Here is a 25,055-nt window from a genome sequence, read left to right as displayed (position 1 = left end):
TATGGATAATAAAAGGGCCCCCAGGATAGTTTATGCAGGAGACCGCGCCATAGCCGTGAAGGTGCTCCGTTTTATCGCGGGAGAGGGCGTATTGCCCGAGGTGCTCCTCGTAACCGACGCAAAACGGGCTTCTCATGCGGAAGAGCTGAAGTCCCTCTGCGGCCACCTTGACGGTTCGAGGATACTGGAGGGCAGTAAGTTCTCCAAAAAGGAGGGGCTCGACCTGCTGAGCTCCGTCAGGCCCGATTATATATTGTGCATACATTTCCCTTATATAGTCACCAAAGAAGTGCTCGCGATACCAAGCCGCGGCGTCCTGAACCTCCACCCGGCGTACCTGCCTTACAACCGCGGGTGGCACACGCCTACATGGGCGATATGGGACGGCACGCCATATGGGGCTACGCTCCATTTCATGGATGAGGGCGTCGACACAGGTGATATCGTACACCAGAAGCGCATAACCGTTTCACCGGATGATACTGCCGACTCTCTCTACAAGAGGGTGCTCGACCTCGAATTCGAGGTATTCAAAGAGGCGTGGCCTTCCCTCGTCAAAGGCACCTATGAGCGAAGGCCCCAGCCCGGGAGCGGAGGCACGTTCCATACGAAGACCGACATAGAGAGGATAAGAGAGTTCGATCCGGCGGGAGACAGGACGGAGATCGCCAGGAAGCTGAGGGCGCTTACCACAAATAGCATGGAAGAGGCGGCATATATGAAGATAGACGGCAGAATATACAGGATGCAGGTAAAGGTTTCAGAGGATATGCGGAATGATCCCAAAAAAAGACCTTAAGAAGGCCGTGGCGTCACAGGACGCCTCCATAAAAGACGTGATGCGGCTCATAGACCACTCGGGGTTGAGGGTGGCTTATATCGTAGATGACAAAAAACGTCTTATAGGGGCGGCGAGCGACAGCGAGATAAGGAAGGCGATCCTTAAGGGGAGCGATGTGTCGGAGAAAGTGAAGGCCATAATCAATCCGCATCCGGTCTTCCTGCGGGAAAAGGACCTTTCGAACGGATATGTGGCGAAGAAGGCCGTAAGGGAACTGCGTGCACGCATGCCGGACAGCCGTTACATACTGGTCGTGGACGGCAAGGGCCGTCCCTGCAGGATGGCGTTCTGCGATGCCATTACCGGCGAGAACGCCCTGCGGCCTCACAGGAAGCGCGTGATGGGCAGGAATATTCTCGTAGTGGGCGGCGCCGGATATCTCGGCTCGATCCTTGTCAGGCGCCTCCTCGAGCACGGGGCGAGGGTCAAAGTCCTGGACCTCCTGATGTACGGGGCAGAGTCGATGGACGGCCTTGCCGGAAAGAGGAATTTTACCCTCGTCGAAGGAGATATGAGGAATATATCCACTATGGTCAGGTCCCTTGAGGGTGTCGACAGCGTGGTGAACCTGGCGGCCATAGTAGGCGACCCTGCCTGCAAGAATAAGCCGGAGGCCGCCATAGAGACGAACTACCTCGCCAACAAGGTCCTTGCCGAGGCGTGCAGGTACCACCAGATAAACCGTTTTATCTACGCCTCCACCTGCAGTGTCTACGGAATGATGGATGACGAGCTCCCTCTCGATGAAGATTCGCCTTTAAACCCGGTATCGCTCTATGCGCGTTCAAAGATAAGGTCCGAAGAAGGGGTGCTCGGTCTTGTCGACGAGAACTTCTCGCCCACGATACTGCGCATGGGCACCCTATACGGATATTCGCCAAGGATGAGGTTCGACCTCGTCGTCAATACGATGACCAAGACGGCTATGGTCGAGAAACGTATAAAGGTCCACGGCGGGGGCAGGCAATGGCGGCCGCTCGTACATGTAAAAGACGCCGCAGAGGCGTATGTGAGGTGTCTCGAATCGCCCATAAACGCGGTGAAGGGCGAGGTCTTCAACGTAGGTTCGGACGGCCAGAATTATCAGATATTCACCGTAGCGGAGGTGGTGCAGAGGCATGTCCCCGGATCGCGCCTCATCAACGAAGGAGAGTCTAAAGACCAGCGCAATTATAACGTATCTTTCGCAAAGGCCGCATCGACGCTCGGGTTGAGGGCGGCGAACGACCTTAAGGAAGGCGTCATAGAGATCAGGAAATGGCTTATGGGTAGGAGTGCGGAAGACCTGGAAGATGCCAGATACTATAACGTGGAGTACGGACAATGATAGAAAAGGGTAAACGAGGAGGCCTCAAGAGGCGGCTGCCCGCGATAGCCGGAGGTAAGCCGGCCTTCGACGAGCCGGTCCCTATCACCCGTCCCACCATAACGGGTATAGGCGGTCTTGTGAAAGGGTATCGCCGCATACTTGAGAGCGGCATGATCACCAATGCAGGATATGTGAAAGAATTTGAAAACAGGGTAGCTGAATACACCGGCGCAAGACATGCCATAGCGCTTGCCAGCTGCACAAGCGGGCTCATGCTTATCATGAAGGCGCTCGGGCTTAAGGGGGAGGTCATATTACCCAGTTTCACATTCCATGCGACGGCCCACGCCGTAGTATGGAACGGCCTGAAGCCCGTCTTCGTAGATTGCGACCCTGCCACTTATAATATAGATCCGGAAGAAGCGGAAAAGGCCATTACTCCCGCTACTTCCGCGATACTGGCGGTCTACATATTCGGAAATCCTCCGGATATGGATAAGCTGGAGCGGATAGCCAGAAGGCGGGATCTGAAGTTGATATTCGATGCCGCCCACGGTTTCGGTTCGGTATATAAAGGCCGGAATGCCGGCACGTTCGGCGACGCCGAGTCATTCAGTTTAAGTCCTACGAAACTCGTCACTGCCGGAGAGGGCGGGGTAGTCACTACGAACGACGACAAGCTGGCAGGGATGGTAAGGATAGGCAGGAATTACGGTGACCCGGGCACTTATGACTGCGCGTTCTCCGGATTGAGCGCAAGGATGGATGAGTTTTCCGGGCTCCTGGGGATCGAGGGCCTGAAGCGCCTGGAAGCTCATGCGAAGCGGAGAAACAGTATAGCCGCATTGTACACCAGACGCCTGTCGAAGCTGGAGGGCCTGACGTTCCAGAAGATAGAAGGACGGAACAGGTCTAGCTACAAGGACTTCTCTATCCTGGTCGATGGCGCAAGGTTCGGTATCACAAGGGACGTGCTTGCGGATGCCCTGGCCGCGGAGAAGATCGTGACGAAAAAGTATTTTTATCCTGCAGTCCACGACCAGAAGATATTTTTGGGATTTCGAAACGGCGCCGCTAAGTTTGAAGCGACTGAAAGGTTAGCGGGCGGCTCGCTCAGTTTACCGTTATATTCAGATATGCCGCTTTCCGATGTCGAGCGCATATGTGACACGATAGAGCGTATCCATGGTTATTATAAACGTCCCGGGTAAGAAAAGGGTTACATGCACATGAAGCTCCTTTTAGTCTGGCCGAACAAAGATTCTTTCGGGTTCAAGCCGATAGGCATATCGCTCCTGGCCGGCATAGCGCGGCAGCTGGGGTGGGAGACGAAGCTATTCGATACCACCGGCATAGATTTCGGATATACGGATAATACGCAATTCGGGCAGTCCGTAAAGATGTTTAAGCCAGTAGATCCCTCATCCTATAATTTAAAGAAAGAGAAGCTCGACCTTAAGGAAGAGTTCAAAAAGGCGTTCAGTGAGTTCAGGCCCGATTGTGTGGCCATAGGAGTATTGAGCGATGAATTCAGGATAGCGGCCCAGATATCTGCGGCTGCAAAAGAGGCAATGCCGGATATCCCCATAATATGGGGTAATAAATATCCTACGCTGAATCCCGAAAAGACGCTCCTGTCGCATAATGCCGATTTCGTATGTATCGGTGAGGGATTAAGGGCCTTCCCCGAATTTTTGAAGGCGATGGCAGGCGGAGGCGACCTGTACAGCATACCGAATATATGGGGAAATAAAAAGGGTTCTATAGTAAAGAACGCTCCCGGACCGCTTGTGAAGGATATCGATGCCATGCCTTATGTCGATTGGGAGATATTCGACAAGAGGCAGTTTTATAAGCCGTTTGACGGACGGATATATGTGGGCGGAGACCATATGCTGAATTGGGGGTGCCCGTATCACTGTACATATTGTATAAACCATTTTTATCACGGGCTTTACTCGAACAAATATGTTATGAGAAGGTACAGCGTCAAGAGGATACTGCCGGAACTGAAGCACCTCGTAAAAAGATACGGGCTGCAGTTCTTTAAATTTCATGATGAAGATTTTCTGATGCGCCCCGTGGACAACCTCCGGGAGTTGGGGGAGGCGTACAGGGACGAAATCGGCCTCCCGTTCACCATAGAGACGAATCCAAAGTCCGTAACGGAGGAGAAGGTGCGCATACTTAAAGAGATGAACTGCGCAAGCGCTTCCATAGCGATAGAGACCGGTGACCTGCACCTGAGAAGAGATGTGCTGAAACGTGTGGATACGGAAGAGGACGTTATAAGGGCATTTTCCCTCTTCAGGGATGCAGGCATAAGGACCGTGTCGTTCAATATGCTCGGCATACCGTTCGAAACGCGCAAGACGTATTATGCCACCGTCGAGCTTAACAGGAATGCCGGTGTGCAATATCCACAGGTCGGGTTATTCTTCCCGTTCGAGGGGACGGAGCTTAGAGAGATAGCCATAAGGGAAAATCTATTTGATCCGGATGAAGGCAGCCTGTATGACAGAGACAATCCACCCATGAAGTTCCCAAACTTAAGCAAAAGGGAGCTTATGGAGATGCGGAACGTCTTCCCTTTATATGTCAAATTGCCAAAATCTTTTTGGCCTTTCATAGAGAGGTCAGAGATCCAGGATGATGCCGGCAGGATGTTGAGAAAAGAGATACTCGACGTGTATGATAAGACAGTGTGGTCTAATAACGGTTGGTATGACGGTGGCGCTTCGGAAGAAATGTATCTGGGGCAACTTGCAGGTATATTGTCAAAGGGATCGTGACGAGCCGGATGAAGATCGATAAAATAATATTTTTAGTCGCAAATACTTTCTGCGAAAGAGACCACGACAGGTTCGGCGTTGAAACGTTGAAGGATAATGGTTTTGAGGTTGAGATATGGGATCTTGCGCCCATCTTTTATCCCAGGACGTTCGACCCCTCCCTGTCATACGACTGCCTGGAACACAGGGTATTCTATTCAAAAAAGGAATTGCTCGTGGCTTTAAGACGATCGGGAATGGGCGATTTCATGATCTGTCTCATCAGGTACGATTTAAAGTCGTATTTCATATACAGGGCCGTCTCCGCGCGCCGGATCCCTTACGCCGTATGGACTGCCAACTCACTGCCCGTGCAGAGGAAGAACAGAGATGGCTTAAGGGCTAGAAGTTTTTTTAAGATGCCGACTTTGGCCAGGGTGGCAACCGTAGCAAATCTCCTTTTTCTAAATATACCGTTCCGTTTTATTGGGATACGCGCCGCCACTCTCGTATTTGAAGGCGGAGAGCAACCGGCCTATTCCAGCTACCCCATAGACCCTAGAAGCGAGACGATCCGGATACACTCTTTTGATTACGACATATACCTGAGGGAGAAGGGCAGGAGGGACGCTGTGTCGAAAGATTCCATGGCCGTTTTTCTGGATGAATATGTCCCGTTCCATCCGGATTATATGCACATGGGCGTTAAGCCGTTTTCCGAAAAGGACGATTACTATCCTGCCATGAGGAATTTTTTCCGTTTCGTAGAGGCGAAATATAAGGTGCGCGTTGTAATAGCCGCACATCCGAAAGCCGATTACGAGAATCATCCGGATTATTTTGAAGGAAGGCCTGTAGTGAAGAATAGGACCGCAGAACTGGTCAGGGACTCGAGCCTTGTCATGGCACACAGCAGCACGGCCATCAATTTCTCGGTTCTATTCAAAAAACCGCTTATCTTTATAACGACCGACCGCCTCGACCGGAGCCCGCAGAAAGAATTGATATCAGTGACCGCGGCATCGCTTGGTAAGGTAGCGGTGAACATAGATCATTTTTCAGAGGATGATCTTGAAGATGTACTGGCCGTTGATGAAAAGGCATATGACAATTACAGAAATACCTATATAAAACAAGACGGCTCCGTTGACGCGCCGTTCTGGCAGGCGGTCTCCGACAGGTTGAAGGAAGGGATAAGATATCCTTAATATATGGGAAAAACGATGAAGCCTGACGCTACCATGAAGGTCAATTCCAACGTCCACAGGATGGCCGGTGCCGACCTGCTTGCTAACCCTGACGCGCGTTTCATGGAATACAGGCGGAATTGGAAAGAATGGCCGGAGAATTTCAGTACGGGCGGTTTCCCTTTATTCATCGACATCGAGGCGACTAACGCGTGCAACCTCTCATGCCCGTTCTGTCCTACCACGCCGAAGCGGGAGGTGCTCGAGAAGGACCTGATAAGCCCGGACCTTGTGGCACGGATCATAGACGAAGGGGCGGCGAACGGCCTGGCCGGCGTCAAGTTCAATATCCGCGGAGAACCGCTCCTCCATCCCCGCATAGCTGAATTTGTGAAGCATGCTAAGTCGGCGGGGCTCATAGACGTCTATTTTAACACCAACGGCATGCTATTGACCGAAGAGATGTCGGAAAGGCTGATCGACGCCTCTCTGGACAGGATATCGGTTTCGTTCGAAGGGTATACGAAAGAGATGTATGAAAAGTACCGGGTGGGGTCGAAATATGAAACGGTCCTGGCCAATATAGAGACGATGCAGGCCTTGAAGAGGCGCATGGGAGCGGACCGGCCCAAGCTCAGGGTCCAGACCGTTATGCTGCCCGAGATAGAGACGATAAAGGAAGAGTATAAGGATTTCTGGAAGGGCCGTGCCGATGAGGTGATATTCCTGGACCACCAGGAGACCGGGGAGAAGAGACGCGGCCGGAAATATCCGTGGGCGTGCCAGCAGTTGTGGCAGAGGATGGCCGTATTCTGCGACGGGACGATACTGCCATGTAACCACGACTTCGACGGCCTCATAGCGCTGGGAAATATCAAAGAGATATCTATAAAAGATGCGTGGTGCTCGGATAAACTCAATCGGATAAGAGAGCTACACAGGAAGGGCGCGGCGCACGAGATACCGGCGTGCGATAACTGCTGCCTGAGGCATAGCGAGATAGACAACTTTCTAAAAAGAGAGAAAGGCGGAGTACCAAAATGATATGCGCGATATTGAAAGGGCGTAAGGGGAGCAAGGGGTTCCCGGGTAAGAACATGTATAAGGTGCTCGGGAAGCCGCTTTCCTATTATCCTATGGCTTCCGCGGAGGGTTGTCCCGAGGTCGACGAGACATATGTGACCACCGATGACGAAGCGCTCATGAAGCTGGCCCGCAATAACGGAGTGAAGGTCATCGAGCGTCCTCCCGAGCTATGCACCGATGCCGCCCTGGGAGATGACGTTTATGTGCATGCGTACGGTCTCATAAAGAAGGAGTATGAGAAGAGAGGGAAAGATGTGGAGCTCGTCGTGCTTCTCATGTGCAATGCGCCGTGCATTACAAGCGCGGCCATATCCGAAGGCATAAAGGTCCTGAGGGCGCATCCCGACTACGACTCTGCCGTAACCGTCTCTAAATATAATATGTGGAGTCCGTTGAGGGCGCGAAAGGAAGATGATAACGGCCTATTGAAACCGTTCGTCCCGTTCGAGGTCTTCGGTGATCCGAAGAAGCTGAGCTGTGACAGGGATTCACAGGGCGATGTGTGGTTCGCCGATATGGGTGTATCCATAGTCAGGCCGCGATGCATCGAGAATATCAAAGAAGGGCTCCTGCCGCAGAAGTGGATGGGGCAAAAGATATATCCGCTGAAGCAGTGGGGCGGTCTCGATGTCGACTACGAGTGGCAGATACCGCAGGCGGAGGCCTGGCTCAGGGACCACGGTTTCAAAGGGAAGGGATAATAGGTATGTCTTTTAAATATAAAGAGTGGGTGAAGCCGGTCCTGAGGGAGCGGGGCGCCGACGAGACGAGATACGGCTCGCTTCGCCTGGAGAAGAATGAAAGGGTAACGCCTTTCTCTACCGGGTTCTGGAAAAAGGCCGCCGGCCGCATCACCCAGGAGTGCGTAATGGCCTACCCCGAGCCGGAACGCCTCTATAAGAAGCTGAGCGCGTTCCACGGTTACGGAGTCGACCATTTCATGCTGACTGCCGGCTCTGACGCCGCCATCCGCCATGCGTTCGACCTCTGTGTAAAACCGGGCGATGGCGTGGTCACCCTTAAGCCGACATTTGCCATGGTAGAGGTGTATTGCGAGTTGTACGGCGCCGGGAAGCGGTTTGCCGGTTTTGATAAAGACCTCACGCTCGACACGAAAAAACTTTTGAACGATATAGACGAAAAGGTATCTCTTGTTGTCATCGCGAATCCCAATAGCCCCACAGGCACATATATAGAGTTGCCTATGATGAAGAAGATCGTCGCGAAGGCCGAAGGGGCCGGCGCAGTGGTCCTGATAGACGAGGCATATCACGGTTTTTGCCCCAAGACATCCATTTCTCTTATAGAGGACCATGATAATGTCATGGTGACCAGGACATTCTCGAAGGCGTGCGGCCTCGCGGGCGCGCGTATAGGATATATAGCGGCCTCTCCCGTGCTTACCGCTCTCCTGTACAAATTCAGGCCCATGTATGAGGCGAGCGGTCCGGCCGTAATACTGGCCGAGGAGGTCCTGGATAACTGGGAAGAGGTCAGGAAGTATCTTGTCGGCACAAAACTCGGCGAAAAGTATCTGATAAGGGAACTGGACCGCCTCGGGTTCCGGTATGTCAGCACGGTATCTAACTTCATACATATAGATTTCGGTACGAAAAAGGAAAAGGCGCTTGCATCATTTAAGAAGGCAGATATCAGGGTGAGGAGCGGTCTCCCGATAAAGGGATACGAGACCTTCCTGCGGATAACCACAGGTCCCGAAGAGGCGATGAAGAGGCTCATAAAGGTGATGGAAAAATTATGAAGTATGTAGCGAAGACGCGTATCTTAGGCGCCAGGCAGTTCCGTCCGAAAGACGCGCGGGATGTGGCATCATGGATGTCGGTGACGCCCGAAGGGCTCTTCATGGTGTCGTCTTCCCTTAAGTTCCCTGTTACCTCAAAGGCGCTGGTAAAAAGATTTACCGCCGCCCGATCCGGGGAGCACGCCTTCTATTCGGTATTTCTTTTAGAGACAGGGGAGCACGTGGGCCATTTCGAGATAAAGAATATCAGCGCCCGCCACAGGTCGGGCACAGGCGCGCATATCATACTCGCGCCTTCATGGAGGGGCAGGGGGCTCGGCAAAGATCTGGCGCGCCTCGTGTCAGGGACGGCGTTCGGTGTATTGAAACTTTACCGCGTTGGCCTGAGCGTGCATACGGTGAATAAGCCCGCCATAGCCGCTTATAAAAAGGCGGGATATGCCGTCGAGGGTGTTATACGCGAAGTCCTCAACTTCGGCGGTAAGAGATATTCGCTGTATCAGATGAGTATCCTGCGGCCGGAATGGGAGAAGAGAAAAAGATGCTGATGACCGATGAGACAAAAGAATGGTTTGAATCGATATTCGTCAGGAACATGCCCGGCCTGACAGGCCAGAAGGTAAGAAGGATATACTGGTCCCGTCAATTCCGTTCAGGATCCAGGTTTTTCATCCTGCCGGGTTGTCTGATAACTTCTCCCGGGAATATAGATGTCGGCGAAGATGCGGTGATAGTCGACGGTTGCAGGCTATACGCCCACGATGGCGGAAAGATCGCAATAGGCGACAGGGTCCGCATAAATAATAATGTGCAGTTGAACGCCTCCAACGGAGGAGAGATCGTCATAGGAAGAGAGGCGATCATAGCGCCCAACGTCGTCATAAGGGCGAGCAATCATAAATATGCGCGGAAGGACATGCCGATAGTCAAACAGGGGCACGAAGGCCGGACGATAAGGATAGGCGATGATGTATGGATCGGGGCGAACGCAGTCATATTGCCCGGGGTTACTATCGGTAACGGCGCGGTCATAGGCGCCGGGGCGGTGGTCGATGATAATGTGCCCGCTTACGCGCTGGCGGCCGGCGTTCCGGCGAGGGTCATAAAAGAGAATTGCAGGTCATGATAAAAGGAGAGTGATCAAGATGAAGATTGTCGTATTCGGAGGTTCCGGATTTTTAGGGAGTCACGTCGTAGATGTCCTGATCGAAAAAGGCCATGACGTCACCATCTTTGACCTTAAGCCGTCCGTTTACACCAAAAAGGGCACGATGGCAGTGGCCGATATCCTGGATGAGAAGGCGGTCGATTCGGCAGTGAGAGGGGCAGACGCCGTATATAACTTCGCCGGCATAGCGGATATAGATGAGGCGAAGGCGAACCCGGTGCTGACCGTGAAGCAGAATATAGTCGGCAATGCCGTCATCCTGGAGGCGTGCAGGAAGAATAAGGTCGGCCGTTTCCTCTTTGCCTCGTCGATCTATGTATACAGCAACTCCGGCTCATTCTACCGCAGCACAAAGCATGCGTGCGAGCTGATCATAGAGGATTACGGCAAGGCGTACGGCCTCGACTTCACGATCTTAAGATACGGCTCGCTTTACGGGCCGAGGGCAGATGGCAGGAACTGGATACACAGCATGCTGAAACAGGCCGTGACGGAGGGTAAGATAACCCGCAAGGGCGACGGCGAAGAGATACGGGAGTATATACATGTACGCGATGCCGCGCGCATGAGCGTCGATGCGCTCGAGAAGCAGTATGCGAACCAGTACGTCGTCATAACGGGGAACCAGGCGATAAAGATGAAGGACCTGCTCGTCATGATAAAGGAGATGATGAATAACTCCGTAAAGATAGAGTATATACCGGCGCGCGACGAAGAGCACTACGAGATCACGCCGTATTCGTTCAACCCGCGCATAGCCAGGAGGATAACGGCCCCTTCTTACCTGGACCTGGGGCAGGGCATGCTTGACGCGCTGGAGACGGTATATCACGAATCTTCACCGCACAGTAAAGGAGAGCGTCTGCGAGTCAAATGAGATCCCTGGTAGTCTTCGATAACAGTTTGGATGATAAGCGATTGAGCGCGATGGTCCGCGCTCATGCCAAAGGTGAGGTGTCGCTCTTTCCGCTCACATCGAGGTGGGACCGTATAGAGGCCCTCAGGGCCGGCCTCTCCTCGCCTGCGATAGGGAAGTTAGAGCTTATGGGGTCGGCCAGGTTGATCGAAGGGGAGACTGACAGGATCCGGGAGATACTGCCCCGATGGTCGGCAGGGCTCGGCATGCATAAGATCGAAGGGAAGACGTTGAAGGAACACTTCCTCCTCCCGGGGACGAACGTCAGTACGTGGTTCTTCTCTCTCCTTTCGGAGAAGAACCCGTTGAAGACGGATGCCTTCCTTCATATAGCACAGCTCTCCGCATTGGAGGGGGTCGTCTCCGCGGGCGGGTTCGACCTGTGTATCATAGCCGTTAAAGGCGGCAGCCTCCGGAGGGCACTCTATGGGCTCTGCCGCAGGCATTCGCTCGCATTTAAAGGGAGAGGGACGGGCAGGCCGGGAATAGGGCTATCATATATTTCGGTTGCCAGGGCGCTCAGGTTTGCATACTCCGCCGTTATGAGGAGCATGTACGCAAAACTGAGGATCGGTCCGATGGCGTCCAGGATGAAAGACGCCTCCGGTTCGACGCTCTTCGTGACCTATTTTCCTTCGGTGGAGAAAGAGGCGGCAGATGAGGGGATATTCAGTAATAGATATGCCGCGCCCCTCCAGGAAAAACTTGAAGAGATGGGAAAGCGCGTGATATGGGTATGGATGTACGTATTCATAGACGGGCGCAATTTCGCCGAAGCGGTCAAACTGGCGGCCTCGTTCGTCAAAAGAGGCGAGCGCGGTTTCCTGCTCGATGAATTTGTCTCGGTGAAGACATTATCCGGGGCGCTCCTGCAGTGGGCCAGGCAGGTCCGTGTGCTGGGCTCGCTCAACGCCGTGCTGACGGATCGCGCATTGCGCGGCGATCTCCCGGTGCCGGAGTCCGCCATCATAGTGAGAGAACTGATGATAGACTCTTTCGCCGGGCGGAAGGGGCTCGAGGGCATACTCTTCTTCGAATTATATAAGGATATATTCAGGCGTTTTTCGGATGCATCCACCTGCCTTTACTATTCGGAGATGCATGCCTGGGAGAAGGCGCTCAACGCGGCAAAGGATGCCGTCGTCCCCCGGATGAGGTCGATAGGATTCCAGCACACCAATGTTCCCAGGAACTTCTTCCCGTATTTTCATCACCCGGATGAGACGGCTGACAGAAAAGGCGTCGCGCCCCTGCCGCTCCCGGACATACTGGCCTGCAACGGTGAGACCCCCATGGGCCTCATGGCCCGATGCGGGTATCCTGATATGAGGAAGGTGGAAGCGATACGCCATCTATATATAGGTAAGGCGCTGGAAGAGACCGCCGCAAAACCGGAAGAGGCGATCGTCCTGATAGCCGGTTCGATAGACAGGAATGAGACGAAGAACCTCATCTCTTTCTTCCATAATGCCTTCAGGGAGCCCGAAGGTTTTGAACTGTGGGTGAAGGGCCACCCGTCCGTGCCGGTAGAGGATATAATGAAAGAGTTGAAGATACCTTCCGGACGATCGGGCTGGCGCATAAGACAGGAACCGATCGGCGAGTTGTTACAGGCCGCACGGGTGGTATTCGTAGGTTTTTCGTCTGTGGCGCTCGAGGCCCTCGCGTCCGGCTGTTTTGTCATATTGCCCGTCTTCGCGGACCATATCTCCATGAGCCCCCTCAAGGGGTTTGAAGAGTATTACGAAAAGGTATTTGACGCGGAGGAGCTGAGGAGCGCCGTCCGGAAAGGCATAGGGCCCGGGGCGGCGGATCCCGGCAAAGGCAGGACTTTCGCCGCCGGCTATTGGTGCATAGACAGGTCCCTGAAGAGGTGGGAGGAGATACTGAGATGAGGAGGAGCCGGATATGAAGGAAAGAATAGCCATAACTTTGACCTCGTTCGCCGAATACGATACGCGTCCTATGGATACGCTGAAGAAGAGAGGCCTGGATATCGTAAGTAACGCTCATCGCCGCACTCTCGCAAAGGGGGAGATACCGGAGTTGTGCGCAGGCTGCGCCGGCATAATCGCCGGTACAGAACCGTATGACAGCCGGACGCTCGCGGCCCTGTCCGGCCTGAAGGTGATATCGCGGTGCGGCGCGGGTACGGATAACGTGGACCTGGATGCCGCCGGGAAGATGGGGATAAAGGTCTTCAATACGCCCGACGGCCCCACAGAGGCGGTCGCCGAGCTCACCGTCGGCCTGATCTTTTCGCTCGCCCGTCATATAGCGCGCTCGGACCGTGATATAAGAAATGGCGTGTGGAATAAGCGGATGGGGGGCCTGATAAACGGGAAGAAGGCCGGCATCGTCGGATTCGGCAGGATAGGCCGGAGGGTGGCGGAGATATTGCGCGCCCTGGGCGCCGAAGTCGTCTTTTATGATCCGCTCAAGGCCGCAGAAAAGGCGAAAGGCCTTTCAGGCGTCCGGCTGGAGGAACTACTTAAAGGATCGGATATCGTCACACTGCATATACCGTATACAAAGGATAACCATCATGTCTTTTCTTCAAAAGAGCTCTCCCTGATGAAAGAAGGCGCCGTGCTGATCAACGCCTCCCGCGGGGGCATAGTGGACGAAGAGGCGCTTTACGGGGCATTGAAGAGCGGGCGGCTTTCAGGCGCCGCGGTCGATGTCTTTGAGAAGGAGCCTTACAGCGGGCCGTTGAAGGAGCTGGATAATGTAGTGCTTACCCCGCACATAGGGTCATACGCTAGGGAATCGAGGGTCTCTATGGAACTCGAAGCGGCAAATAACCTGATAAAAGGGCTCGGCGGTAGATGACGGATAACAAAACTCTCTTATCGCGCCTTAAGTTACTCCGGTGCCCGGCATGCAAGGCCGGCGCGCTCGATATTGCCGGCGGTACGGAGGCAGTCCGTCCGCTGCATTGCCGCGCATGCGGTAAAGATTTCGCGCCGGATAAAGGGTATTATGGTCTATTGGGGACGACGGAGGTATCCGGGCCTAAAGGCAGGATACAGAGATTCTGGGGAGATACCTGCAGGGAGTGGTATTCCGGTCTCGATGAGGTATTGACCGCCGACATCCTGGAGAAGCACCTGGCCGAATTGACAAAGATGTTCGTCTACAGGAAACATTGCGCCGTGACAGAGATGGCCCCGGAGGGCCTTGCCGGCGCCGATATACTTGAGATAGGTTCCGGCCCCGGCGCACATTCGGCGCTCTTCAAGAAGCGCGGCGCGAACGTTACGGCGATCGATATAACGGAAGAGAGGGTGCTGTCGACCGGGAAGAAACTGGCCCTGGTGAAAGAGGGTACCGGGTTCTCGGTCCTTGCAGATGCCGAAAACCTTCCTTTCCGCGACGACTCTTTCGATATCGTATACTCGAATGGCGTACTCCACCATTCCGAGGATACCGCAGGATGCGTCTCCGAGGTCTACAGGGTGCTGAAGCCCGGCGGGAAAGCGGTGATAATGCTCTATTGTAGGGACTCCCTGCTTTACTGGATGAACCTCCTGCCGAAGACCCTGATCAACGGCAGCATATTCAGGATGCCCGAGCCCGAGCGGCTGGGATATATCACGGAAGGCAGGCCGGGTACGGGCGCCAGGAACCCGATCACAAGGGTATATTCGAAGAGAGAGCTCGAGGCGCTCTTCGGCAAGTTTCGCATAATATCGCTCAGGAAGAGCGGCTTTGCTTTAGCGCATATACCGGGCGGAGGATATCTCCGGTCTGCCATAAGGAGGCTTTCCGGGGAGAAGCCCTACGAGGGCGGGGTCATCGTATACGGCGCTCCGTTTTACGCCGAGACGGGACCCGAGCTTGCGCTGGGCCGTTATATCGGATTTTCGTGGAATGTGGTTGCCGCGAAAGCGTCATAGGAGAGGGCGAAGGGGATAAGATGCGATATATAGATATAACGAGGACGATCGAGGCGGGCATGGATAAATATCCGTCCGATCCCGAAGTGGAGATAACCGAGTTCAAATCGATCAGGAGGGGGAACAGCTGTAATCTCCGTAAGCTGACGCTCTCCAGCCACGCCGGCACACATGTGGATGTGCCGCGCCATATATTCGACGAAGGACAAGCGCTCGACGATATAAGCATAGGCGACTTCATATGCCGCGTTGCCGTGGCCCCCATAGGCAGATCGGGTGACGAAAGATTTTTGAAGAGGATGTCGGATGACGGAGTGCGCGGCCTGCTCCTGAAGAGCGACGGGAAGAGGTCGGGCCTTACGGCGGAAGAGGCGGGGAGATTATTGAAATACGGGATACGTATCGTCGGCACCGAGGGGATGTCCATAGACGAATCGGCCGATAAACGCCACCCGGCGCATCGCATGCTGCTGGGCCGCGGCGTCATAGTGGTAGAAGGGCTGACACTGGCGAAAGCGAGACCGGGCCGCTATACGCTCATATGTCTGCCGCTTAAGATAAAGGACGGAGACGGCGCGCCGGTCCGCGCCGTACTGGCTTATGATAAAAGCTGTCATATTTGATTTTGACGGGGTGATCGTCGAATCCGTCGATATAAAGACCGATGCATTCCGCGAGCTCTTCAACATCTTCCCCGATAAGGTGGATGAGATAGTGAAATACCATGCCGATAACGGGGGTATATCGAGGTTCAACAAGTTCAGGTACATCTATGAGCATATACTGAGGAAGCCGCTCCCGAAGGAGCTCTTCGACAGGTTGTGCGACGACTTTGCCCGGCTTGTCAAGGAGAAGGTGGCCTCGGCGCCTTTCGTGCGCGGGGCAGAAGATTTCATCGGCAGGAATTTCACAAAATATCACTTTTATATAGTGTCCGGGACGCCCGAGACGGAGCTGGTGGATATAATAAAACTGCGGGGTATGGAGAAATATTTCAGGGGCATATATGGCGCGCCCAGGAGCAAGGCAGAACTCCTCAGGAAGATACTGGCGGATAACGGGTTCAGTCCGGAAGAGACGATATTTCTGGGGGATTCCATAAATGATTATGAGGCGGCAAAGAAGGCGTCTGTCCCGTTCGCCGCGCGGATCGTGGGGAGCGATGATCCCCTCTCTTCCGCGGATGTAGAGAAGAAGTTCAACGACCTGTCCGATATAGAGGCGTATCTTTAAGGAAGGGAAGAATGATATCTTTAGAAGACCGTAATTTCGTGAAGCACCTGGCATCGCCCGCCTTTTTTGCGGGCGCCGCTTCCCATCTGATCGGGACCGTATGCCATAAGGTATTTCGGGAGACGAAGGGTGATGGGGCCATATATATAAAGGTCCCAGAAGGTGGGCGCGGCATATCTTATGATAAAGGCTTCTTGAGCATCTTCGCCTCTCAGCCGGGCCTGTGTCAGCCGGGGACGGCTGAAACGCCGTTCGCATTTCCTGTCCCGGCCGAGCTTGCCACACACACCGCCTTTTACGGAGGTGTCCCCGACTGGTCGGAACGTTTCGACGACGAGGAAGATACTTTCGCCCTGAACAGGTGGGGATGGCTCCTTATGCTCGGAGCGGAAAAGCCGTCCTCAGGCATGAAGACCTTCGGCGTGGAAGTCATGAGAGACTGGTCCCTTAAGATGGGCCATCGCAAAGAGAGCCCTGCGTGGGAGAGTTATTCCGTGGCCGAGCGCATAGTGAACTGCATCTTGTTCCTGTATAGCCAGCGCGGTTTGCCTCCCGCCTTACCGGAAGAGCTCGGCCTCCTTGAGGATGATATCATGGAGATGGGCCGTTTCCTCCTGGCCCGCCTGGAATTTAAGGGGACCCTTACCAATAACCATATTTTAAACGACGCGAGGGCGCTCTATATCCTCGGCGCGATATCCGGCTGGAGAGAAGGAGCCGATATGGGCCGGCGCATATTTATCGAAGAGACGCCGCGTATGATAACGCAGTCCGGTTTCCTGAGAGAGGGGTCTTCGAGCTATCACGTGCTCTTATTGAGGACATATCTCGAAGTGCTTTGGGCGGCGGGCCGCTCAGGAGACGATGAGTTTGCCGAACGGTTAAGGCCGACGGCCGAAGCGATGATACGCGCAGCGTGGTTCTTCATCGTTGATGAGAATTCGCAAAGATCCGAAGACCTGCCGCTCATCGGCGACGTCTCGCCCGACTTCCCGCCGCGCTGGCTCGAGAAGATATGCCTTTCCCGGCCCGCATTGAGGATGTATGCGCCTGCCGTACAGAAGGCCGACCTGGCCACGGGATGGAACGGGCTGTGGCAGGCCGATGCGGAATGGGCACATCCCGTACGGTCGGCCGAACCCGAAGAGGGGGCGAGGATATTTCATGATAGCGGATGGTTCAGGATAGGATCCGGGGATATCGTCCTCCTGTCCTATGTCTGTCCTTACGGGACCCTGCCCGCCTTTTCCCATCTCCACAACGATCTCCTCTCCTTCGTATTATACTGGAAAGGACGGAAGGTCTTTACGGATGCGGGGCGGTTCAGTTATAAGGATGAGCCGCTCGGCCTTTACGGGAAGAGCGCCGCTTCGCACAATACATATATGGTAGACGGTCTTGAGCCGTATCCTGTGCCGCGTACTATATATCCCGCTGGGTACAAGAACGCCAGGTCGGATGTCGAATACAGGAGAGAAGGCGATGAAAATATACTTAAGATGTCACATACCGGGTTCTGCAGGATAGACCCGTCCATCGTCGCCTCAAGGGAATTCCGTCTCACCGATAAGGCGCTTGTGATAAAGGATTCGGTCCGGGGTTCGGGCATCCACACCGTCACAACATTTTTTCATATAGCGGACGGGATAGAGACGGCAGGGCGCGCGGCCGGAGCTGCCCCTCTCGATCTTGCGCTCATGGACGACAGAGGCATAGTGCGGATGCGGTCGTCGGATGCGGCAGAGGAGAGGGGCATAAGAAAGATCTCCGGCAAGGACGCCCCCGGGCCGGCCGGCTGGTACTTCCCGGGATACGGGGCCAGGAAGGCTATAGATACGGTCGTGATAGAGGAGAGGTCATCTCTGCCTTATCTGGCAGAGTATCGTCTCACTTTCGAGGGTAAATAGATATGTGCGGGATCAGCGGTATAATGCACCTGGACGGCAGGCCGGCGATCAGGGAAGAGCTTTCGCCTATGAATGCGGCCATGATACACCGGGGACCCGATGACGAAGGCTATCATCTGGACGGCAGCGCCGGCATCTCTATCCGCAGGTTGTCTATACTGGATATCGAAGGCGGCCACCAGCCGATCGCCAGCGAAGACAGGCGCTACTGGATCGTCTGTAACGGCGAGATATATAACTACGTGGAACTGAGGAGCGAGCTGAAGTCGAAGGGGCACGTATTTACCACGAAGACGGATGTCGAGACGATAGTCCACCTTTACGAGGATATGGGCCCGCGGTGCCTTGAGCGGCTTAACGGGATGTTCGCCTTCTCGATATGGGACTCGAGGGAAAAGGAACTGTTCGTCGCGGTCGACCGGCTGGGCATAAAGCCGCTTTACTATATAAGGAACGGGGCGTTCTTCTCTTTTTCGTCCGAGCTTAAGTCGCTCATGACGCTCCCGTTCGAAAAGGAGATAGACCGCACAAGCTACCTGCTCTATATGCTGCTCCTTTATGTGCCGCACCCGCTCTCCATGATAAAGGGTGTCCGCAGATTTGAACCGGCTACGTATATGAAGATAGGCCGGAACGGGAAGACCGTCCAGAGGTCTTACTGGGACATAGGCGATATACCGCCCGACGGCGCCGTGGACGAAAAGGGGCTCGGCGAAAAGATCGTCGGCATGCTTTCGGATGCCGTAAAGATCCAGCTCAGGAGCGATGTCCCCGTGGGCACGTTCCTTAGCGGCGGTATAGATTCGAGCACAGTCGTGGCGATGATCTCGCGCATCGGTGACCGTGACGCCCTGAGGACTTTCGCGGTCGGGTACGAGGGCCATTATATAGATGAAAGGCCGTATGCCGGAGAGGTGGCGCGCCTCTTCGATACAAGACACTCCGAACTATTCGTGACTCCGGATGTGGTCAAGAGAAACCTCGGGCGCGTCATCCGGCACATGGATGAGCCTATAGGCGATTCAGCGGCCATACCGACGTTCCTCCTTTCGGAACTTGCGCGCGAGGCCGGCGTAAAGGTCATACTGAACGGGACCGGCGGCGACGAGGTATTTGGCGGGTACCCCAGGTATCTTACGGGCGGACCGGGACAGGCGATGAAAGATACGGCAAGGCCGATAAGGGACGCCGCAATCTCTTTTTTACACAGGCCCATGCGCCTGTCGTCTGCGCTCAGATCCGGGAAAGGGTCGCTCGGTTATCTCTCGCACATAGGCAGCATGTCCGCCGTGCAGATGGACGGTCTCCTGAGAGAGAAGGCGTCGTTCGAAGACCTGCTCGACGCATTCGAAGGGACGATGGGGGATCGTTTCGATTCGCTCGTCTCCATGCCGCGCGCGGAGCGATTGATGAGATTTGACCTGAAGACGTATCTCGTCGATGACCTGCTCTTCCTCCTGGATAAGATGACGATGGCCCATTCCGTGGAGGGCAGGGTGCCGCTTCTGGACCACAGGATAGTGGAACTTATGGCCTCGATACCTTCGCGTTTAAAATTGGAGGGCGGACGGCTGAAGGGGTCCATGAGGAAAGCCCTGTCCGGCGTACTGCCTGAGAGCGTCCTCGACAGGCCGAAGGCGGGGTTCGGCGGACCGGTATTCTTCTGGCTTTCCAATAACATATTGTCCGAGGCGGGCGTCTTCGAAGATGATATGTCTCAGGTGACGGAAGAGGTCTTCCGCGCGGATAAGATAAGGACGATGGTAAGGGAGAGCAGACAGGCTGCCGGCCACAGGCAATTCGTTTACAACCTGGCAATATTCGAAATGTGGTACAAAGATGTCTTCAGAGGAGAGAGAATTGGACAGCGCAGTTAAAGGCAACGGTTCCCCGCTCGTCTCGGTGATCATACCGACCAGGAACAGGTCTTCTTTTCTGGAAAGGGCGATAGAGAGCGTGCTGGCACAGACCTATAAGAAGATAGAGCTCATAGTGGTCGATGACGCATCGGATGATGATACCGCAGGGTCGGTCATGGCCTTAAGGGAGAAGGTCCCGGGGCTCGTATATATAAGGAACGAAAAGCCGGGGGGCGGCGCGGCGTCCAGGAACACAGGCATAAGAAAGGCGTCGGGTGAGTACATCGCCTTCCTGGACGACGATGACGAATGGATGCCGGGCAAGCTTAATGCCCAGGTCGATTTCTTCAGGGCGCACCCGGATATCGCCGCGGTCTCATGCTATTTTATCATCAAAAAGGACGGCCGCACGGTGAAGGTGAGGAAACAGGAGGCGATATCTTTCGACGACATGCTCTGGGACAATTTTATGGGAAGTTTCTCGTTCGCGATGGTGCGCTCATCGATATTCGGGAAGGTCGGATACCTGAGCGAAGACCTTTCGAGCTGCCACGACTGGGATTTCTGGATACGTGTCGCCCGCATATACAGGATAGGCGTCGTGCCCGAATTTTTATGTGTCTACAGGTGGCATACCGCCAATATAAGCGATTGGACGGAGCGGACGCTCGATAACTATGCCATGGTATACGAAAAGAATAAGGACCTCATGAGCCGGGAATGCCGCAAGTACCACCTGAAGAAACAGATGATATTCCGTTCGAAACTTAAGGACGGCCGGGGCCGGAGGATGCGCGACTTCATCATGTCGTTCAAAAGGTCGGGTATCCCTTTCACGGAAGAATTCACGTTCGTGGTGAAAGGGCTCCTGGCATTATTTTTCCGGGACCTCATCTCCGGCCATGCCATGCGCCGGGCTAACGGCCTCTTCCAGGAGGCCGAACGGGAGGAACTGGCGGACCTTTATGCGGAAATACATAAGGATAGACGATAATGCTTAGCGGCAAGACGATCGTATGTTATTCCGGCACGAACTGGGGCCGCAACTGGGGTATAACGCAGCGGGCGATGACCGCCTTTGCCAGGACGAACAAAGTCATCTACATAGAATATCAGCCCTCGTTCGCGCACTGCTGGCTGCGCGGTGCCTCATACATAGATTACAGCTCGAAAGGGCGGGGCGTCTTCGAGAAGGTGAGCGATAACCTTACCATCTATCACCCGCGGCCGGGTTTGCCGTTCAATAACTACGCGCGAGCCGTAAATGTCATTAACCAGCGTACGATAGCCGCGGATATAAGGACGGCCCTGGCCGGCGCCTCCGCCAGGGATGTCATCCTCTGGGCGTTCGTGCCTTATGCCATAGATTTCGTGAACGGATTGGACAGATCTTTCACCGTATATCATTGCGCGGCAAATTATCCGGCCGAGAAGAATAATGCACTGAGACGGCGCACCGTTATGGATATGGAGAGCGCCTTGACCGGGGCGGCCGATCTCGTCGTGGCTCAGACGCGTTCGCTCCTGAAGAGGTTCGAGTCGATCGGTAAAAAGACGTTCTATCTACCGTCGGCGGTAGAGGCAAGGTACTCCGCCCCCGACGGCGCCGGCGCCTCCGGCCGGAGCCCGCTCCTCCCGGACAACAGCCGTCCCAGGATCGGGATAGTGGGATATTTCGACGACGCGTTCTACGATACGGACCTTTTGGAGTACCTGGTCGACGCGCGGAGAGAATGGTCGTTCATATTCATAGGACCGGTCACCGGGAAGGCGAGGAGCTTTAAAAAGTTGAACGGTATGCCCAATGCGGTATTCCTCGGATACAGGGAGCCTCAGACCGTCCCGGGCCTCCTGAAAGGCATGGACGTCGGGATAATCCCTTACAAAGTGAACAGCTTTATGGATGAGGTCTCGCCCAACAAATTTTATGAGTATATAGCATGCGGCGTGCCGGTCGTATCGACTTCACTGCCGGACCTTAAAGATTACGGCGATGTCATAAAGATCGCCGGGGGGAAAGAGGAATTTTTGAAGCACATCGACTATTTTCTCTCGGCCTCAGGCAAAGGTTCCCTGAGAGAGAAGGCGATGGAGACGGCCGCCCGCCATTCTCTCGACGGTTATATGGAGAGACTGTCGGCCGTAATAGAGGGGGCGATGCGATGATAGCTAAGGACCTGAAGGATGTACCCCTGAAGAAACGCTGGCGGATCTCTATCGGCGACCTCTTCTATAACCCGAAGAAGGTTGCGGCCGGCAGCGGGGCCGGGTTCAGGGCATTCGTCTACCATTCGGTCACCGCCAGGCCCGTCGATAACGAATGGGCCGAAGAGACGATCTCAAAAGAGGCCTTCGATTGGCAGATGGGATATCTTACCGACCATAAATATAATGTGATAAGCGCCGGAGAGGCGGTCCGCTATCTTACGCTGGGAAAGACCATGCCGCCCCGCGCCGTAGTGATAACGTTCGACGACGGGTACAGGGACAACTACACGAATGCGTTCCCGGTGCTGAAAAAATACAATTTTCCCGCAACCGTCTTTCTCACTGCCGATTTTCTGCGTGACAGGTCCGCCGACGAACGCGCATTATCCATTTCCGAGGTTAAAGATATGAAGCGTTCCGGCATAATAGATTTCGGGTGCCACGGCATGACCCACAGGGCGCTTACGCAGCTCGACGAAGCCCGGCTGGAAGAGGAGATAACGGGCTCCAGGAAGCGCCTGGCAGATATATTGGGCGAGGCCCCCGGGCTCTTCGCCTATCCCTTCGGCCACGTCGGGAGCTACAACAAAGGCGTAATAGAGAAGGTGAAGGCAGCAGGGTTCTCCGGGGCATATACGGCGATCTTTGGCAGTAACTCCGTGGGCCTGGACCCGTTCCTGATGCGCAGGAACCGCATCTCATGGCTCGATACGAGAGATGAATTTGCGAAGCACCTCGCCGGCGCCTATGACTGGTACGCGCTGTACCAGCGCTTTGGCGCCAAGAGATACCACTTCGACGGAGGGCGGCGTGGGGAGTGATATGACGGTGAAGAGGTATAAGGTGGAGCCGGCGGGTCCGGACGTCGGCGGCGATGTCCTCGATTTTCTCAAAAGCGCGTACGCCGGCCGTTTTAACGCCGCCGACTTCGAAGACGGCGATGAGGTCACGAAACGCTGGAGATGGTTCGCCGCCGAAAATCCGAACGCAAAAGACGCAAGGACAGCCTGGTTATGCAGGGATAGGCGAGACGGGAAGATAGTCGGCCATCTCGGCATCATCCCGGCCGCACTGAAATGTAAAGACCGGTGTTATCCGGTCGTCTGGGGAAGGGACATGATAGTCCTTCAGACGGTACGCAATATGGGCATAGGGACCTTTATGGCCAGGGTGCTTATGCGGGATATAAAAGAGAACGGGGCTATATTCCTGGCCGCCGGGTTGAACGAAAGCTCATACGGGTTATTCAGGAAGATGGGTTTCATCGATGTGGGCCGGATACCTTTGTATATATCCGTCAATAGGTGGGAAGATATCCTGCGTCTCAAGGTGCGGAACAGGGCCCTTGCCCGGTTCCTGGCGGTCTTTCCTCCCGTGATCGTGCGCGTCCTTCGCGCGCCGTCAGTTATATGGAGAGCCGTTCGCGGATACAGGAAAGATATTACCATAACCGGGATAGACCGTTTTGATGAATCGTTCGACCGCCTGTGGGATGAAGTGTCACACGGTTTTCCTGTCATCGTTAAGAGGGACATGGCCAATCTGAACTGGCGGTTCGTGGACCAGCCGTACCGGCGTTACGGGATATTCAAGGCAGCCTCGGCCGATACGGGCAGGACCAGAGGATACATAGTCCTGCGTGACGGGGAATATCGCGGCCTTAAGGTGGGTGTCATATCCGATCTCTTTGCAGGGGCCTCGGATCCCGATACGGTCATGGCTCTATTGGGTTTTGCCATAGACCATTACAGGGATAGGCCGGATATAGGGATGATATGGTGCAATATGATGCACAGAAATTTCGAAAAGGCGCTCATTAGGTCCGGTTTTATCGGGGTGCCTTCCAAGCCGCGTCTCATAGTGGAGAACGCGGAATGCGGCATAGATATGGACCTGGCCGGCAGGAAGGAGAACTGGTTCCTGACCTTTGCCGACAGTGACATGGACCTCTCCGGCGCCTCGCGCTAGAGACGCGGGTTGAAAAATGGCGGTATATACCATATAATATACAGATTATTATAACAATGAACATGAAACCTATAACTATACCTAAAGATTATGATTATGTGGGCGTCTATCTCACGGACAGGTGCCACCTGTCTTGCCCTTACTGTATCACGAAGCACCACGGTTCTCCATTCGGGAAGAACGCGATACGGACCCTTGGCCCCGGTGAGTGGATAGGGGCCCTGAACCGGCTCGAATTGCCGGAAGGCATCCCGATAACGCTTCAGGGGGGAGAGCCGTTCCTGTACGATGGGATATGGCAGATACTCGAAGGCGTCCGCCACAAGATGGATGTGCTGACCGCGCTACCGGGTTTTCTGGATAAGAAAAGATTCGAGGAGCTTAAGACGCTCGAGTGGAACAGGCGCCCTGCCCCGTATCCGACCATAAGGGTGAGCTATCATAAGGGGCAGAACGACTATAAGGAGCTGATCGGGCGCATCGCCGAGCTGAAGACGATATTGAAGATCGGGCTATATTACCTGACCGATCCTTCCTGCACGGAAGAGATAGCTTCTATACGAGAGTATGCGGAGAGGTTCGGCGTCGAGGTCAGGCCTAAGGAATTTCTCGGGAACTGGGAGGGAAAAGTATACGGCACTTTCCTCTACCCCGATGCCTCGGCAGGCACGCGTAAGGGGAAGAAGGTATTTTGCAGGAATACGGTAGTCCCGATAGCCCCGGACGGGAATATATACCGCTGCCACTCGGACCTCTATTTTAACCGCCGGGCCTCGGCGCTGGGCAATATCATGGACCCGGAGTTCGCCTTCCCGGCCGGGCATCTCGGTTGCGACAATTACGGCCTGTGCAGCGAATGCGACGTAAAGGTAAAGACGAACCACAATCAGGAGTACGGTTACACGTCTGTGGACATACAGTTCTCCAAAACGAAGAGGTGA

At 54.6% G+C, this 25,055-nt stretch carries 23 protein-coding genes; all 23 read left to right on the top strand.

Annotated features, from left to right (window positions below; genetic code table 11):
* Nucleotide 1 precedes the first annotated feature (1 nt).
* Genes WC515_07445 through WC515_07335 form a run of 23 tightly spaced genes read left to right on the top strand, consistent with a single transcriptional unit; the run spans nucleotide 2 to nucleotide 25,055 of the window.
* Nucleotides 2-799 (top strand): formyltransferase family protein, encoded by a 798-nt coding sequence (locus tag WC515_07445; protein MFA5147191.1) that lies wholly within the window; start codon nucleotides 2-4, stop codon nucleotides 797-799.
* On the top strand, nucleotides 777-2,168 hold the full coding sequence (locus tag WC515_07440) for an NAD-dependent epimerase/dehydratase family protein (GenBank protein MFA5147190.1): 1,392 nt from the start codon (nucleotides 777-779) through the stop codon (nucleotides 2,166-2,168). The genes WC515_07445 and WC515_07440 overlap by 23 nt, the downstream gene beginning before the upstream one ends.
* The gene (locus tag WC515_07435) at nucleotides 2,165-3,361 is read left to right on the top strand and encodes a DegT/DnrJ/EryC1/StrS family aminotransferase (GenBank protein ID MFA5147189.1); all 1,197 of its coding nucleotides are present in this window, start codon (nucleotides 2,165-2,167) and stop codon (nucleotides 3,359-3,361) included. The genes WC515_07440 and WC515_07435 overlap by 4 nt, the downstream gene beginning before the upstream one ends.
* A gap of 18 nt (nucleotides 3,362-3,379) precedes the next feature.
* Nucleotides 3,380-4,942, top strand: coding sequence for a radical SAM protein (locus WC515_07430; GenBank protein MFA5147188.1), 1,563 nt, complete (start codon nucleotides 3,380-3,382; stop codon nucleotides 4,940-4,942).
* Nucleotides 4,943-4,950: 8 nt separating this feature from the next.
* Complete coding sequence (locus WC515_07425) at nucleotides 4,951-6,129, top strand: hypothetical protein (protein ID MFA5147187.1); 1,179 nt, start codon at nucleotides 4,951-4,953, stop codon at nucleotides 6,127-6,129.
* 3 nt (nucleotides 6,130-6,132) lie between these two features.
* On the top strand, nucleotides 6,133-7,152 hold the full coding sequence (locus WC515_07420) for a radical SAM protein (GenBank protein ID MFA5147186.1): 1,020 nt from the start codon (nucleotides 6,133-6,135) through the stop codon (nucleotides 7,150-7,152).
* The gene (locus tag WC515_07415) at nucleotides 7,149-7,895 is read left to right on the top strand and encodes a cytidylyltransferase (protein MFA5147185.1); all 747 of its coding nucleotides are present in this window, start codon (nucleotides 7,149-7,151) and stop codon (nucleotides 7,893-7,895) included. The genes WC515_07420 and WC515_07415 overlap by 4 nt, the downstream gene beginning before the upstream one ends.
* Nucleotides 7,896-7,900: 5 nt before the next feature.
* Complete coding sequence (locus WC515_07410; GenBank protein MFA5147184.1) at nucleotides 7,901-8,956, top strand: histidinol-phosphate transaminase; 1,056 nt, start codon at nucleotides 7,901-7,903, stop codon at nucleotides 8,954-8,956.
* Nucleotides 8,953-9,504, top strand: a complete 552-nt coding sequence (locus WC515_07405) for a GNAT family protein (protein MFA5147183.1) — start codon at nucleotides 8,953-8,955, stop codon at nucleotides 9,502-9,504. Before WC515_07410 ends, WC515_07405 begins: the two co-directional genes overlap by 4 nt.
* Nucleotides 9,480-10,082 carry an acyltransferase gene (locus WC515_07400; GenBank protein MFA5147182.1) on the top strand — a complete coding sequence of 201 codons (603 nt, stop codon included), beginning with the start codon at nucleotides 9,480-9,482 and terminating at the stop codon, nucleotides 10,080-10,082. The genes WC515_07405 and WC515_07400 overlap by 25 nt, the downstream gene beginning before the upstream one ends.
* 19 nt (nucleotides 10,083-10,101) lie before the next feature.
* Nucleotides 10,102-11,001, top strand: a complete 900-nt coding sequence (locus WC515_07395; GenBank protein MFA5147181.1) for an NAD(P)-dependent oxidoreductase — start codon at nucleotides 10,102-10,104, stop codon at nucleotides 10,999-11,001.
* Nucleotides 10,998-12,935 (top strand): hypothetical protein, encoded by a 1,938-nt coding sequence (locus WC515_07390; GenBank protein ID MFA5147180.1) that lies wholly within the window; start codon nucleotides 10,998-11,000, stop codon nucleotides 12,933-12,935. Before WC515_07395 ends, WC515_07390 begins: the two co-directional genes overlap by 4 nt.
* 13 nt (nucleotides 12,936-12,948) lie before the next feature.
* Nucleotides 12,949-13,872 (top strand): phosphoglycerate dehydrogenase, encoded by a 924-nt coding sequence (locus WC515_07385; protein MFA5147179.1) that lies wholly within the window; start codon nucleotides 12,949-12,951, stop codon nucleotides 13,870-13,872.
* Nucleotides 13,869-14,939 (top strand): methyltransferase domain-containing protein, encoded by a 1,071-nt coding sequence (locus tag WC515_07380; GenBank protein ID MFA5147178.1) that lies wholly within the window; start codon nucleotides 13,869-13,871, stop codon nucleotides 14,937-14,939. The genes WC515_07385 and WC515_07380 overlap by 4 nt, the downstream gene beginning before the upstream one ends.
* Before the next feature lie 20 nt (nucleotides 14,940-14,959).
* Nucleotides 14,960-15,562: a cyclase family protein gene (locus WC515_07375; protein MFA5147177.1), complete on the top strand. Its 603-nt coding sequence runs from the start codon at nucleotides 14,960-14,962 to the stop codon at nucleotides 15,560-15,562.
* Nucleotides 15,540-16,172, top strand: coding sequence for an HAD-IA family hydrolase (locus tag WC515_07370; protein MFA5147176.1), 633 nt, complete (start codon nucleotides 15,540-15,542; stop codon nucleotides 16,170-16,172). The genes WC515_07375 and WC515_07370 overlap by 23 nt, the downstream gene beginning before the upstream one ends.
* 11 nt (nucleotides 16,173-16,183) lie before the next feature.
* On the top strand, nucleotides 16,184-18,079 hold the full coding sequence (locus WC515_07365) for a heparinase II/III-family protein (protein MFA5147175.1): 1,896 nt from the start codon (nucleotides 16,184-16,186) through the stop codon (nucleotides 18,077-18,079).
* Nucleotides 18,080-18,081: 2 nt separating this feature from the next.
* Complete coding sequence (gene asnB, locus WC515_07360) at nucleotides 18,082-19,956, top strand: asparagine synthase (glutamine-hydrolyzing) (protein ID MFA5147174.1); 1,875 nt, start codon at nucleotides 18,082-18,084, stop codon at nucleotides 19,954-19,956.
* Nucleotides 19,940-20,932: a glycosyltransferase gene (locus WC515_07355; protein ID MFA5147173.1), complete on the top strand. Its 993-nt coding sequence runs from the start codon at nucleotides 19,940-19,942 to the stop codon at nucleotides 20,930-20,932. Before asnB ends, WC515_07355 begins: the two co-directional genes overlap by 17 nt.
* Nucleotides 20,932-22,104, top strand: a complete 1,173-nt coding sequence (locus tag WC515_07350) for a glycosyltransferase (GenBank protein ID MFA5147172.1) — start codon at nucleotides 20,932-20,934, stop codon at nucleotides 22,102-22,104. The genes WC515_07355 and WC515_07350 overlap by 1 nt, the downstream gene beginning before the upstream one ends.
* Nucleotides 22,101-22,967 carry a polysaccharide deacetylase family protein gene (locus WC515_07345; GenBank protein MFA5147171.1) on the top strand — a complete coding sequence of 289 codons (867 nt, stop codon included), beginning with the start codon at nucleotides 22,101-22,103 and terminating at the stop codon, nucleotides 22,965-22,967. The genes WC515_07350 and WC515_07345 overlap by 4 nt, the downstream gene beginning before the upstream one ends.
* Complete coding sequence (locus tag WC515_07340; protein ID MFA5147170.1) at nucleotides 22,957-24,114, top strand: GNAT family N-acetyltransferase; 1,158 nt, start codon at nucleotides 22,957-22,959, stop codon at nucleotides 24,112-24,114. The genes WC515_07345 and WC515_07340 overlap by 11 nt, the downstream gene beginning before the upstream one ends.
* Before the next feature lie 56 nt (nucleotides 24,115-24,170).
* On the top strand, nucleotides 24,171-25,055 hold the full coding sequence (locus WC515_07335) for a radical SAM protein (protein MFA5147169.1): 885 nt from the start codon (nucleotides 24,171-24,173) through the stop codon (nucleotides 25,053-25,055).

Source organism: Candidatus Omnitrophota bacterium, assembly GCA_041650805.1.
Lineage (GTDB): Bacteria > Omnitrophota > Gorgyraeia > 2-01-FULL-45-10 > 2-01-FULL-45-10 > JBAZKM01.
This window is presented reverse-complemented; position numbering and strand designations above follow the sequence as displayed.

Excerpts from the sequence above, each read along its gene's own strand:
- WC515_07445 (MFA5147191.1), top strand. The coding sequence starts at position 2 with ATGGATAATAAAAGGGCCCCCAGGATAGTTTATGCAGGAGACCGCGCC.
- WC515_07440 (MFA5147190.1), top strand. The coding sequence starts at position 777 with ATGATCCCAAAAAAAGACCTTAAGAAGGCCGTGGCGTCACAGGACGCC.
- WC515_07435 (MFA5147189.1), top strand. The coding sequence starts at position 2,165 with ATGATAGAAAAGGGTAAACGAGGAGGCCTCAAGAGGCGGCTGCCCGCG.
- WC515_07430 (MFA5147188.1), top strand. The coding sequence starts at position 3,380 with ATGAAGCTCCTTTTAGTCTGGCCGAACAAAGATTCTTTCGGGTTCAAG.
- WC515_07425 (MFA5147187.1), top strand. The coding sequence starts at position 4,951 with ATGAAGATCGATAAAATAATATTTTTAGTCGCAAATACTTTCTGCGAA.
- WC515_07420 (MFA5147186.1), top strand. The coding sequence starts at position 6,133 with ATGGGAAAAACGATGAAGCCTGACGCTACCATGAAGGTCAATTCCAAC.
- WC515_07415 (MFA5147185.1), top strand. The coding sequence starts at position 7,149 with ATGATATGCGCGATATTGAAAGGGCGTAAGGGGAGCAAGGGGTTCCCG.
- WC515_07410 (MFA5147184.1), top strand. The coding sequence starts at position 7,901 with ATGTCTTTTAAATATAAAGAGTGGGTGAAGCCGGTCCTGAGGGAGCGG.
- WC515_07405 (MFA5147183.1), top strand. The coding sequence starts at position 8,953 with ATGAAGTATGTAGCGAAGACGCGTATCTTAGGCGCCAGGCAGTTCCGT.
- WC515_07400 (MFA5147182.1), top strand. The coding sequence starts at position 9,480 with ATGGGAGAAGAGAAAAAGATGCTGATGACCGATGAGACAAAAGAATGG.
- WC515_07395 (MFA5147181.1), top strand. The coding sequence starts at position 10,102 with ATGAAGATTGTCGTATTCGGAGGTTCCGGATTTTTAGGGAGTCACGTC.
- WC515_07390 (MFA5147180.1), top strand. The coding sequence starts at position 10,998 with ATGAGATCCCTGGTAGTCTTCGATAACAGTTTGGATGATAAGCGATTG.
- WC515_07385 (MFA5147179.1), top strand. The coding sequence starts at position 12,949 with ATGAAGGAAAGAATAGCCATAACTTTGACCTCGTTCGCCGAATACGAT.
- WC515_07380 (MFA5147178.1), top strand. The coding sequence starts at position 13,869 with ATGACGGATAACAAAACTCTCTTATCGCGCCTTAAGTTACTCCGGTGC.
- WC515_07375 (MFA5147177.1), top strand. The coding sequence starts at position 14,960 with ATGCGATATATAGATATAACGAGGACGATCGAGGCGGGCATGGATAAA.
- WC515_07370 (MFA5147176.1), top strand. The coding sequence starts at position 15,540 with ATGATAAAAGCTGTCATATTTGATTTTGACGGGGTGATCGTCGAATCC.
- WC515_07365 (MFA5147175.1), top strand. The coding sequence starts at position 16,184 with ATGATATCTTTAGAAGACCGTAATTTCGTGAAGCACCTGGCATCGCCC.
- asnB (MFA5147174.1), top strand. The coding sequence starts at position 18,082 with ATGTGCGGGATCAGCGGTATAATGCACCTGGACGGCAGGCCGGCGATC.
- WC515_07350 (MFA5147172.1), top strand. The coding sequence starts at position 20,932 with ATGCTTAGCGGCAAGACGATCGTATGTTATTCCGGCACGAACTGGGGC.
- WC515_07345 (MFA5147171.1), top strand. The coding sequence starts at position 22,101 with ATGATAGCTAAGGACCTGAAGGATGTACCCCTGAAGAAACGCTGGCGG.
- WC515_07335 (MFA5147169.1), top strand. The coding sequence starts at position 24,171 with ATGAACATGAAACCTATAACTATACCTAAAGATTATGATTATGTGGGC.